Annotated in this window: 12 protein-coding genes and 1 pseudogene; 5 read left to right on the top strand and 8 right to left on the bottom strand. The window is 41.1% G+C overall.

Annotated features, from left to right (window positions below):
- Positions 1 to 720: pseudogene (locus tag V7K42_RS22025) on the bottom strand (hypothetical protein); the annotation flags it as partial.
- A gap of 564 nt (positions 721 to 1,284) precedes the next feature.
- Between V7K42_RS22025 and V7K42_RS22020 the strand changes: the two are divergent.
- Positions 1,285 to 1,482, top strand: a complete 198-nt coding sequence (locus tag V7K42_RS22020; RefSeq protein ID WP_094332363.1) for a hypothetical protein — start codon at positions 1,285 to 1,287, stop codon at positions 1,480 to 1,482.
- Between the two features lie 81 nt (positions 1,483 to 1,563).
- Positions 1,564 to 2,040: a Tic20 family protein gene (locus V7K42_RS22015; RefSeq protein ID WP_094332362.1), complete on the top strand. Its 477-nt coding sequence runs from the start codon at positions 1,564 to 1,566 to the stop codon at positions 2,038 to 2,040.
- Positions 2,041 to 2,043: 3 nt separating this feature from the next.
- On the opposite strand, the gene V7K42_RS22010 is transcribed toward V7K42_RS22015, so the two are convergent.
- Positions 2,044 to 2,817 (bottom strand): fumarylacetoacetate hydrolase family protein, encoded by a 774-nt coding sequence (locus V7K42_RS22010; protein WP_334919436.1) that lies wholly within the window; start codon positions 2,815 to 2,817, stop codon positions 2,044 to 2,046.
- Positions 2,818 to 3,063: 246 nt separating this feature from the next.
- Between V7K42_RS22010 and rpsF the strand changes: the two genes are divergently transcribed.
- Both rpsF and V7K42_RS22000 read left to right on the top strand, forming a co-directional pair.
- Complete coding sequence (rpsF, locus tag V7K42_RS22005) at positions 3,064 to 3,414, top strand: 30S ribosomal protein S6 (RefSeq protein WP_334919435.1); 351 nt, start codon at positions 3,064 to 3,066, stop codon at positions 3,412 to 3,414.
- Between the two features lie 217 nt (positions 3,415 to 3,631).
- Positions 3,632 to 4,192: an Npun_F5560 family protein gene (locus V7K42_RS22000; protein ID WP_094332359.1), complete on the top strand. Its 561-nt coding sequence runs from the start codon at positions 3,632 to 3,634 to the stop codon at positions 4,190 to 4,192.
- Positions 4,193 to 4,683: 491 nt separating this feature from the next.
- Here the strand turns inward: V7K42_RS22000 and V7K42_RS21995 are convergent, their stop codons facing one another.
- Positions 4,684 to 5,034: an STAS domain-containing protein gene (locus V7K42_RS21995; RefSeq protein WP_334919434.1), complete on the bottom strand. Its 351-nt coding sequence runs from the start codon at positions 5,032 to 5,034 to the stop codon at positions 4,684 to 4,686.
- A 487-nt stretch (positions 5,035 to 5,521) separates the two neighbouring features.
- Between V7K42_RS21995 and V7K42_RS21990 the strand changes: the two genes are divergently transcribed.
- Positions 5,522 to 6,154 (top strand): DedA family protein, encoded by a 633-nt coding sequence (locus V7K42_RS21990; protein WP_334919433.1) that lies wholly within the window; start codon positions 5,522 to 5,524, stop codon positions 6,152 to 6,154.
- A 96-nt stretch (positions 6,155 to 6,250) separates the two neighbouring features.
- Here V7K42_RS21990 and V7K42_RS21985 read toward each other — a convergent pair whose 3' ends face one another.
- The 5 genes from V7K42_RS21985 to V7K42_RS21965 all read right to left on the bottom strand — a co-directional run bounded on the left by V7K42_RS21985 (position 6,251) and on the right by V7K42_RS21965 (position 11,737).
- Positions 6,251 to 7,453, bottom strand: coding sequence for an argininosuccinate synthase (locus V7K42_RS21985; protein ID WP_334919432.1), 1,203 nt, complete (start codon positions 7,451 to 7,453; stop codon positions 6,251 to 6,253).
- 315 nt (positions 7,454 to 7,768) lie between these two features.
- Positions 7,769 to 8,278 carry a PEP-CTERM sorting domain-containing protein gene (locus tag V7K42_RS21980; protein WP_334919431.1) on the bottom strand — a complete coding sequence of 170 codons (510 nt, stop codon included), beginning with the start codon at positions 8,276 to 8,278 and terminating at the stop codon, positions 7,769 to 7,771.
- A gap of 109 nt (positions 8,279 to 8,387) precedes the next feature.
- Positions 8,388 to 10,358, bottom strand: a complete 1,971-nt coding sequence (locus V7K42_RS21975; RefSeq protein ID WP_334919430.1) for an alkaline phosphatase — start codon at positions 10,356 to 10,358, stop codon at positions 8,388 to 8,390.
- A gap of 39 nt (positions 10,359 to 10,397) precedes the next feature.
- On the bottom strand, positions 10,398 to 10,637 hold the full coding sequence (locus tag V7K42_RS21970; RefSeq protein ID WP_334919429.1) for a hypothetical protein: 240 nt from the start codon (positions 10,635 to 10,637) through the stop codon (positions 10,398 to 10,400).
- Between the two features lie 125 nt (positions 10,638 to 10,762).
- Positions 10,763 to 11,737 (bottom strand): cation diffusion facilitator family transporter, encoded by a 975-nt coding sequence (locus V7K42_RS21965; RefSeq protein WP_334919428.1) that lies wholly within the window; start codon positions 11,735 to 11,737, stop codon positions 10,763 to 10,765.
- Positions 11,738 to 11,867 lie beyond the last annotated feature (130 nt).

Genomic DNA, 11,867 nt, shown 5'->3' with positions numbered 1-11,867 from the left:
AACATCCAAGTTTCCTTCATCTGGAACAACTGTTGTAACTGCCAATGCCGAAACTGCGATCGCATTATCTAGCGTAATTACAGGTTCTGCTGGGATAACATCCAAGTTTCCTTCATCTGGAACAACTGTTGTAACTGCCAATGCCGAAACTGCGATCGCATTATCTAGCGTAATTACAGGTTCTGCTGGGACAACATCCAAGTTTTCTTCATCTGGAACAACTGTTGTAACTGCCAATGCCGAAACTGCGATCGCATTATCTAAAGCAATTACAGGTTCTGCTGGGGCAGTGGATTTTAAGCTTTTAAAAATAGTATCTTGGCCATCGGGTGAATTTGATTCTACATTCTCCCCTTGCTCCACTTCTTCTTCCTGGGATAATACTCGAAGCTGAACGCTGTATTGCCAAGATTTACCAAGTAGATCCGACATCAAATCGCCATTACAGCGCAACTCCCAAACTCCCGCATCAAAGTGGGTAAAAGGAATTACCGCCATTAAGCCTTCTGAATTAGTGCAACGCGATCGCTTGAAAATTCGCCGCGTTGGTTGAACTTCCTGGGTTGAAGAGTGAGTTACCCGCACTTCCACGTCTGTATTAGGAAGGCTAGAACGAGCTAAAACTCTATACTGTCCTTCCGAAATTGCCAAATTTGGCGATTCTAGGATATGCCACGAGCGATCGCCTTGCTTCTGTATCAGAAATTGCCAGTGTTCCATTGTGAGTGATGCCCAGACCGACGAGCTGCTGAGTAATATTGTGTATTAACTTGCTTGCAAGTTTACCCCAGTATTTTGCAAATGCACCCCTTAAATGGCTATCTAGTTAACTCAGTTTTACTTACTTGACTTCTAACCCTTTAACTAATCGCATCAAGAGACCTTCAATGGATTGCCGTGGTGCTTGTGGGTAAAGCTTTTGTTGTTTCCTAAATATTAACTTTGACAGTATCCATTCCTAAATTAACGTGGATGCACTAGATCCCGTTGGCTGTCTCTGCTCAACTTAGCGCGAATATTTTTGTATTATTTTTTACTACAATGTCCAATTTGCAATAGACACAACATACAATAAAAAATTAATATTTACTTGACAAGTGTTACTTAATTGTGGTCTTCCACATTTTTGTTAAAAGGTAGGATGTGGTTCTTAAGTTGTTCTGTGCGATCGCTAATTACAAACTTAACCGCGCAGCACGTACACAACCTTACAAAAGCGGTTCAAGGATGTATCCTCACCTGAGTGAAATGTAGGTGACAATAAGGATTTACAGGAGGGATTCGATGCTAGTCATTTTAATGGACGAGCAAATCCTTGCCCCTGAGCAAGTTTGCCAGTCTTGTTTACTCGCTGACAGGAGTGGTCAACCCCGTTGGCGTGGAGGTGAACTACGCTGTGGTCAAGCCATTCATAAACTTACTCAACAGCAGCCAGACCAGTATGAATGCATGATGGGCTTTCTCATCGCTCATATAGAATAGTTTAATTTACCAGCAAGACCAAGCAACTGCGTTATCCTAAGCTCAAGTAACTATAGAAATTTAACCACAGGAGAACGCATAATGTCTTGGCGCGGGTCTACAACGGTTTCAGATCGGATTTTTGCTTGCTTGCCTTATTTGCTACCTCTAATTGAGGTTTTTGTATTTGGTAGATATTTGTTCTCAGACTTTCCACCACTACAACTACTGTTTCTGCCACTTATACCATTGTTGAAAATTTACTACGGTGTGCGTTATGCAGGAATGATTATTTTCTTTGCTTTATTTTTGCTGGTAGTCAGAAACGAAAAAATTAGTCACTTTATTCGTTTTAACACCATGCAAGCAATCCTTTTGGACATCATTATCTTTTTGTTTAACATCCTCACCGATGTTGTGGGATTAATTCCGGTTGGTGGTTTTGCAATTCAAACCCTATCCACAACGATTTTTATCGGCATAGTGGGAGCAGTTGCATATTCCGTCATCCAGTCTGTAAGTGGGCGTTATGCGGAAATCCCGGCGATTTCCGATGCAGTGTATATGCAAGTGCGCTAGTTGTTAACGGGTCGCTACGGTATTTTCCAGGCGACCAATACCTTCAATTTCGACGCGGACGCGATCGCCTGGATGCAATGGACTTACACCCTCCGGTGTACCTGTAAGGATCAAATCACCGGGTAGTAGCGTCATAACCTGGCTAATGTAGGAAACTATCACATCGGGGGAAAAAACCATCTGATCGATACAAGCAGATTGGACTGGGTTAGGGTCATCATTCACAAAAGTCTGCAATCTCGCTCCTGGATTTAACTCCCGCACAATCCAAGGCCCCAAGGGACAGAAAGTATCAAAACCTTTGGCTCGCGTCCATTGACCATCCATTTTTTGTAAATCCCGCGCTGTTACGTCATTGGCGATGGTGTAGCCCCAAATTTTGGTTTGGGCTACCTCTGGTGTACATTCAAAAGCATAATCGCCAATTATTAAAGCTAACTCTCCTTCGTAGTCAACTCTTTGTGACTGGCGAGGATACTTAATTTCCTTCTCAGATGGAATAATAGTCGTGGGTGGTTTGAGAAAGATTAGTGGCTCAGAAGGTACTGAAGTTCCCATTTCGGCAGCATGGTCTGCATAATTCTTACCCACCGCCACAATTTTTGAAGGAGCGCAAGGAGCCAGAATTTGGTAATTTTCTGGTGTCAAAGTTAGATCGGTGGGTTGTCCTTGTAACCAGGGCGGAGCATCTAACACCTGCACATTCAGGGATAGTTGTAGTATCCCATAGTAAATCTGTCCTTCTTGATTTCGAATTCGCACATAGCGCTGCGCCATAACCTTGATGAATATCCTTTTATCTGCAATTAGAAACAGTAAGTGGGTAGCAATTCTCAGCTAGTTTTCATTAGGGACATCCAAAAAATCCAAACTTTGGCGATTTGGCTAATGAAACAAAATTGAAAACTGGTAAGATTATAGTTCCTTGTTGCTTCCGATGTTGATTAATACTGGGATTTTAAATTTAAATCAGGTATAAATTAAAATCAGCAACCGTTTTTGTCCATAAGGAAACTGGAAAATATGACTACAAATTACGAAACAATGTACATCCTGCGTCCTGACCTGGGAGACGAACAGGCAGAGCAAGCAATTGCAAAATATCAGAATTTGCTTCGCGATCAAGGCGCTGAGGAAATCCAAATTCAAAATCGTGGTAAGCGTCGTCTAGCTTATGAAATCAACAAACACCGCGATGGGATTTATATTCAGTTAAACTACACTGCGCCTGCAACTGCGATCGCTCCTTTTGAACGCGCCATGCGCTTGAGTGAAGAAGTGATTCGCTATTTGACAGTTAAGCAGGATATCGCAGAGGAAAAACCTCCTAAAGAGGAAAAGGAAAAGCCCACTAAAGTAGCTACAACGGTCTAAGACTTAAGAGCAGGGAGGGGTAGGGAGCAGGGGGACAAGGGGGAATTATTTAAGAAGTTTCTTCCCCAATTCCCAATTCCCATTCAGTAAAATTTTGTCTTTTTCTTTTTCCGTGACTTATTTGGGAATGCTAAATTAACAAATACTTGCCAAAGGTAGTACTCCCGCAGTTATACCTAAGAGTGGACAAGATTCTGAATGGGAGCTGTAAGCTACTGTGAGCCAATCTGATACACCCAATATCCAAGTTCTCTCTACGGAAGTTTCGCAGCTACGCCAAGAGTTGCAACTCCGCGATCAATTAGTGCAACAACTATCTCAAGAACTCTTCCGCCTGGTAAAGGGTAACACCAGTTTTATGCCCCAACAGCCGGATCTTGAGCGCGATATGAGCCAGTTGCAGGCTTTGCAAGAACAACTCCAAGCTGTGGAGCAGCAGGTAGCGTTCTACCAAGAGCAAATTACAACTCGTGACTCCGAAATTTACCAATTGCGACAGTCAGTTCAAGAACTTACAGATCGCACTCGGATGTTAGAGCAAGTAGTACAAGAGTTACCTCAAATTTATCGGCGGAAGTTTGAAGAGCGGATGACACCAGTCAGAGAAAAGGTAGCAACGCTACAACGGGAAAATCGCCAATTGCAAGCAGAACTGCAAAGTGTGAGTTACCGTTTAGCACTCAAAACTCGCAATGCTAGTCACAGTGGAATTGATTTGCCAAATTTTCCGCGCCCAGCATCCGAACAAACTAATATTTCAACTCCCCAGAATGCCTAAAGTTACCATCATGGTGGAATCAAAGAGGTAAGAAATTGTCATAGCAAAGCATCTTGGAGATATCCAAGTAGTACATCAGGGGAAAATGACTATAGAGTTAGAAATAATGCAAAGACTAGGATTCTAATCTTTCTTACCTCCTACTTCCTGGCGCTAGTTGCATTGGATATAGAGAGAGTATTTAGCTCAGAGTAATAAAGCTAGGAAGAAATGCAAAGAATTGCACTTTCTTTGACTTATTTTGGTAATTTCCTGCTAGATATATATCTTATGGTAGATGTGGTGTTCGACTAGGCAGATTCATTTACCTGTCATTGAAACCACCCAATCAAAGCCGTAAGCTTTCCTCGGCATTTCCGATCTAGACAATATAAAAAACCAGCCTGCTAGCACCAGACTGTTACTTTTGGCAATGTGAGGATATTTAGGAAAATGTGAAAATATGCAAATATTGATTGACTCTACCATCCTTCTATAGGTAGATTTATTATCTAGGCTGCTAGCACCAGACTATTATTTCCGGCAGTAAAAATGTCTTCGTAAGTGGGAAAAATTTCAAAAACTGAATCTAGTTGGGTAAGTTCCAAAATTAGCCGTACAGGAGCTTGCACATTGCATAAAACTAAACGGCAACCGCTCTGACGTGCAGCTTTCAACCCTTTTACTAAAGGAACTAACCCAGAACTGTCCATGAAATTAACTTCTGCTAGATCGATAACCCAGAGTTGATGAGCTTGAGGCACTATTCCAGCCATCTGTTCGCTCAAAGCTTTGCCGCCTTCTAAATCTATGCTTCCTTGGGGTTTAAACAAAATAACTTGAAGTTCTTGTGTGAGAATCATAAATTGAACAGGGTAATTAGAACAGTTGACTAAAAATCGAAAAATGACATAAATACTTCTTCTCCTTCAATGCAAAATGGCTGTTTACCCCGATATTTATGGGATTGCAGCCGTGCAATTGAGAGGAATTATTTCAGTATTCATGTCGTATAATTTGTGATAACTTTCATAAATATAGGCATAACGACCTCATAATTTCGGTATCAACCGTATCTTTTACGAAATTTTTATAATTTAACTAGAAAAATATAAAGTTTTTGTAATTTAATTTTATTTATTTTTAAATAAAATTAAATTGTGGTATCAAATGCTAAGATTTATGCAGTTAATATTTAAAAATTAATAGTTTCCATAGAGTTACGAACTATGGATTACTCAGAATTAGAATGACGACCTAATGAGTCAATGTAGCGGTTTAATTGACACCCCGCCCAAAAACAAGCAAAGATATAGTAAAAGTAAAAATTTGTAAAGACGGCGGTGCGGAATGTCTTTAGAGCTGATTTCCCTAGAAAATATCCAGAAAGTAGCTCATAGTTACGGGTATTGGGCAATCTTTTTGGGCATTTTGCTAGAAAATTTAGGCATTCCCCTTCCTGGTGAAACCGTGACCCTTGTGGGCGGGTTTTTAGCTGGCAGCGATGAACTAAATTTCTGGCTGGTTCTCGGTGATGCAATTATGGGTGCTGTAATTGGCGGCACTTGTGGCTATTGGATTGGTAGACTTAGTGGTTGGCCTTTTCTGGTAAAAGTTGGTAGCATACTTCGGATTTCTGAAGTACGGCTACTGACTATTAAAGATCAATTTAGTCAAAATGCTGCTAAAGCTGTGTTTTTCGGACGTTTCTTGGCGTTATTGCGAGTTTTTGCTGCACCACTAGCTGGTATAGCTGAAATGCCTTTTGCAAAATTCTTTTTATACAACTTATTAGGAGCAGTTGCTTGGGCTAGTTTAATGGTGACATTAGCTTTTTTTGCTGGCAGAATTATCTCTCTAGAACAATTAGTTGCTTGGGTGGGTCAATTTGCGATCGCAGCCTTATTGATCCTCGCTACCTTAATTGTTGTACCCCTGTGGTTAGAGTCTCGTCAAGTGAAGGAAGCGAGTAGTGAGAAGTAAAAAGTAAGGAGTGAGGAGTTAGGAGTAAAGTGAAAAGTTATTTTTTTATTTTTCACTTTTGTATTTTGCATTTTAACTCCTAGCTCCTATTAACTCCTAACTTTTAATTTGCCGCGACCAAATACGAGTTGGTAGCCCCCAAACGTAGATAAAGCCTTCAGCAGCTTTGTGGTCAAATTGGTCTTCGGCTCCGTAGGTTGCCAAATCGGGAGTATAGAGGGAATGATCGCTTGAACGCCCAACTATCGTAGAGTTACCCTTGAATAACTTCACTCGCACAGTTCCAGAGACTCGCTCTTGTGTCTTTTGAATAAAGGCATCCAGGGCAACTTTGAGTGGACTGTACCAGAGACCGTTGTAAACAATTTGGCTGTAAGTTTCTTCAATACCACGCTTGTAATGGGTGACATCTGCTGTGAGAGTCAAGCTTTCTAAATCCCGATGTGCCTGAATTAGCACTAACATCGCGGGTGATTCGTAGATTTCCCGCGATTTAATTCCTACCAGACGGTTTTCAATCATATCGATTCGTCCAATGCCGTGATTTCCTACAAGCTGATTGAGTTGTTCAATTAGCTCAACTGGCTTTTTAGCTATGCCGTCGATCGTCGTGGGAATGCCACCTTGGAAACCAATTTCGATGTACTCTGGCTCATTAGGAGTATCAGCGATCGCTTTGGTCATCTCATAAATTTCTTCTGGTGGCTCAAATGAAGGATCTTCGAGACTACCCGCTTCAATACTACGACCGAGCAAATTTTTGTCAATGCTGTAGGGAGAAGATTTTTTGACTGGTGAGGGGATACCAAACTTCTCACCATAAGCGATGGTTTCCTCACGGCTCATGCCCCATTCTCTGGCTGGTGCGAGGATCTTTAGGTTGGGGTTTAAAGCGGTGACTGAGACATCAAAACGAACCTGATCGTTACCTTTACCGGTGCAACCGTGAGCGATCGCATCAGCACCATATTTTTCAGCCGTTTCTACTAATACTTTAGCAATCAGTGGCCGGGCAAGAGCAGTTCCTAGAGGATAACGATTTTCATAGAGGGCGTTGGCTTGAATCGCTCCAAAGGCGTAATCTTTAATGAAGCTGTCTTTGACATCCGCCACGAGGGATTCACTTGCACCCGAATTCAAAGCTTTTTCTCGAACTGGCTCTAATTCATCTCCCTGACCTAAATCTGCTGCTAGGGTAATCACCTCTTCCACACCCCACTCCTGTTTGAGGTAAGGGATGCAAACGGAAGTATCCACTCCACCAGAATATGCTAGGACAACCTTTTTGGCGCGACCCATTAATTTCTCCACTTAGGACAACAAAGAATGAGTCATTATTATATCTGAACTAATCCAGGTATATTTTATTCATGCAACTGAATAATAAAATTCCCAACATCTTAGAGAAGTCGGGAATTTGAGCCTTACGATTTTCATAAATTAAATAAAATTGCGATCGTTTCTAGACAAAAGTTCAAATCAGGGAGAGGTTCATCGAACTCAAATTAAACTGTATTGACCTATAAATGTTAAAAATTTACAGGGTGGAATTATCCACCCTGTTTTTAATAGATGCAAATCAACTGGTAGGCAGTTTATTCTTGATGATCTGGTTTAAGCTTTTGTGCTTGATGTTCTAGAAGATCCTATCTTTTTACCCAAGAACAAACTCAACCCGAATACAGACAATCCAAACATCAAACTTGGCTCTGGAATACTTGTATAAGTGACAGTTTGAACACCCTCACTAGTTGAATCATTCAAATCGATAAAACTATCGCGGAAGACATTAAAAGTGCTTGGTGTAAAATACAACCCTAACCCGGCTTGGTTAAAAATTGTTCCCGAAAAGTCCGTGAAAACTGACGCTAAAGGATCATCCGCTTCAGTGTATAATTTCCCACCATAGTTAGCAGAAATCTTTAAACCTTCAGCGATGGTTACTTCTTGATCGTCTGCTGCTGCTGCTTGGTCGAATGAAAAAGTGCCTGTGAGAGTTTTATCTTCGTTAAAAAAATTATAAGTTAGGGCTGCTGCTTGAGCGGGGATAGTCTCGCCTAATGAAAAAATCAAAGCAGTTCCTACCGTTGCAGCTGCTAACTTCTTGAAGATGGAGTCAGTCATTTTTTTCTCTTGATAAAAGAACTGGTGCAAAAATACCGCAATAGTTTTATGAGATAGAGACGTGGTAATACACGTCTCTGCAACATAGTTAGTGTTTAGTGCGGTGGATTCAATTTACAGACTTACCTGCGATCGCAGTTTTCATGGCTTGGAAGATATGACTCTGATCGACCACACCCCGAACACCAGGCGCAGTGTAAGTACCAGAACTATCTGTAAACTCAAGCTTTTGTCCAAAGGAGCGAGTCAGAGTTGATGAATAAGCACCTTGGTAATAAACAGGTACAATTCTGCGGCTATGGCTACCCCAGAGGTACTTGTAATTTGGATCGGCTCCCCAGAAGTGACCAGCGTCTTTAGGGTTGTGTTTGTTGAAGGTAATATCCTTAGCGTTATACTTCAAGCCTCTAGCCTGATTAGGATCGGGATTAGGAGTCAATTTAGAGGCAAAGTCATTATTTAGAGTCAAGTAGTGGTCATGGTCAGCAGTTACAAGGAGTAAGTTTTTACTCCAACCACCATGATTCTCTACCCAGGTAATGACCTGTTGGACTGCCTTATCAAAATCATTCATGGTACCGATTAGGTTATCCATGTTGTTGTCATGAGCAGACCAATCTACATCACCTCCCTCAACCATCAGCCAAAAGCCGTCTTTGTCTTTACCTAGAACTGTTAAAGCTGCTTTGGTCAGGTCGGCTAAAGTCGGATTTTCGTTAATCTCTCTGGCGATAAAACTAGCATCGGTTTCACCGGGAGCTAGAGGACGGACTGTATCAGGTGTGGGGCCAGAAATTGGGTTCCCTGCTGCATCGACAACAGGAACACAATCCCCAGATGTACCAGGAATAATCTGACCTGATGGACAGGGACTTACACTCTTAACAACGGAGCTATAGAGCGAGCCGTTGTTCAGACCTGTCAAACTGTAGTCTCCCTTAGAAGAGCTAGTAGGAAGATTGCCTTCTTGTCCACGCGCACCGTATAAACCAAATAATTTGTCTCCCTTATTGGGATCGAGTTTAGCAGCCGTGTTTAGCAGTGTCTGAGTTGCATTAGGGCCACGTTCCACAAAGGTATAGCCATAACGATTGGACGTAGGGTTCTTGCTGAGATGTTGATAAGTGTCTTCTGTTATATACGTATAGTTGAAGACACCCTCTGCGGTACTTGTACTACTTTTATTGTCAAAGTCTTTCGGATGACCGCCACCCAACAAAACATTAGGCTGAAAGTTTAGCAATGTCTGTTGCAGAACACTGTCTTGGTTAGTCTTGGTAGGGTCGTACTTACTATCGTATTTGCTGCGACGATTTACAAAAGAAGCCGCAGCCCCAGGCGTTGCATGGCTAATGGGTACAGAGGTAACTAGCCCTGTAGACTTACTATTTTCCTTGGCAATTTCCAGGATTGTTTTCAACTTTTTCTCGTAAATATCTACACCCATCGCGTTGTTAAAGCTCTTTACGCCAGTATAAAGAGTTGTAGCGGTGTTAGCAGAGTCGGGATAACTGTGTTTGATGTACTCTGTGTCATAAGTTCCAGCATTAGCAGGGGTCAGAGGAATCCAAGGAAGAGGGCCGCCTTTGCTAGGGTCGTAACCTGTGAGATTACCATCTGCCAAACTGTTACCATCAAGGCGATCGCCTGGATTAAAAGGAGTAGGCTGGAATGAGAAGTTGGGACGAACAGGACTTGCACCGGTGAATGTATCAGACCCATCTAGAGCAGAGTTACCTGTTAGGTGGGGCTGACCTGTTGGTTTAGCTGGTGTATTTCCTTGAATTGTTGTGCCGTAAGTAGTCACCAATCCATATCCAGTTAGCTTTTGGAAGCTCAGACCTGAACCTTTACCACTGGTGTAAAAAGGAGCGCCTTTAGCAACGGCTGCGGCCCGGGCCATATTCCAACCCATACCATCGCCAATCATGATAATTACGTTAATTCCATTACCAGCAGCCATAGTCGGCTGAAAAACAGAATTACCAAATACCAGCAGAACGGTACACAGCAAGGTACACAGCAAGCCAGCCATGGCAAAGGCTAGCGATCGCTTGTACTTTCGCAAAAGTGAAATCATTGCAATGTGCCTTCAAGTTAATTGAGTAAGTGTTAGCTGTTAATACTGATAAAAATTTGGTTCTAGGTGAGTAGCACCAAAGTCTGAGGGTGTAGCAGTCACATCTACCTGAGTAGAGGCTGTGGTATGACTTGGGTTAGTAGCTGTTGCTGGTTGTTGATTTGATGTTCCTAAGAACAACAAAACTACCAGAACTACACCAGATATAAACCAAACGAAGGTACGTTTGTACTCTTTTAAGAATGAAATCATTGGGGATTTTTGAATGAAATTCATCATTAGTAAACCTCTTAGTAAATAATCTTTTGCTATGTTTTGACAATTAAAATTAATGCCAAAAAACATAATTTTTAAATCTTAATTTAAGTAATTGTGGGAGAAAGTCGAATAAAAATACTTTGATTTTATTTTGCTTTGTCAGGAGATAGCATTAAAATCAAATCTTGATTAAATAAAGGATGAATTGGCAGTACAGCAGGTTTTGTACTACTAGTTAGCTGCAAAGTTATTTCAGTAATATGAAAACTTTTTCTGATGTGATTTTCCAACTTTTTGAGTAAGCGATCGCGTTCTTGGATAGTTGTACATTCAACCGTCAAATTGGCACAAAGCATGACTTTGTTTAAACTAAGTGTCCAAATGCGGAGTTTTTCCACTTGCACAACGCCAGGAAAAGATTTAATAGATATTTCTACCTCAACGGGGTCAATTGATTCTGGTGCATATTCCAAAAAAATCTTTAAACTTTCTTGCACTAAAGGTAAAGCACTTAAACCCGTAAAGATTGCAACTACTAAACTAATAGCAACATCTGCCCACCACCAATCCCAAAGATGAACTGTTAAAGCAGCTATAATTACGCCCACAGAACTAGCAGTATCCGCAATGATATGAAGCAAAGCCCCCCGCAAGTTTAAATCGTTGTGGGTATGGGGATGAAGCAAAGTAATATTGAGCAGATTGACGATTAAACCTAACACGGCAATCCCTAACATTGGTAAGCCCAAAATGGTTGCTGGATGTTGCCAGCGTTGAATAGCTTCCCATGTGATAAAAGTAGCGATCGCCAGCAAACTTAATCCATTCAACAAAGCTGCTAAAACTTCGACTCGCTGATTTCCAAAGGTTGCTTTTTTCTTAGCTGGTTGCTGTGCTAAAAAACTAGCAATTAACGATATTACTAACGCTGTAATATCCGAAAGGATGTGTCCTGCATCTGCTTGTAAAGATAAACTATGGCTCCATAAACCTACACTCCACTCAGTAACAAAAAAAATAGTAAGTAATCCTACTGTTATCCACAAAATTCTTGCTTTATGCTGATTATTAACTACTTTTACCGAATCATCCACACAGCCACACAATTGAAATGAAAACATTACTTAAAAAGCCTTTTTAGAGTAGATTATTAGCTGAAATAATCAAAGTCTCGTAATTGATATAAATAATTATTAATGTGCTGATGATTTCCGTATATTTTAATAACTAATTAATAATAGAATAATTTAA

The organism is Nostoc sp., assembly GCF_036917455.1.
In the GTDB taxonomy this organism is placed as follows: Bacteria; Cyanobacteriota; Cyanobacteriia; order Cyanobacteriales; family Nostocaceae; genus Nostoc.
Note: the sequence above shows the minus strand (reverse complement) of the source record. Positions and strands in the feature narration are given on the sequence as shown.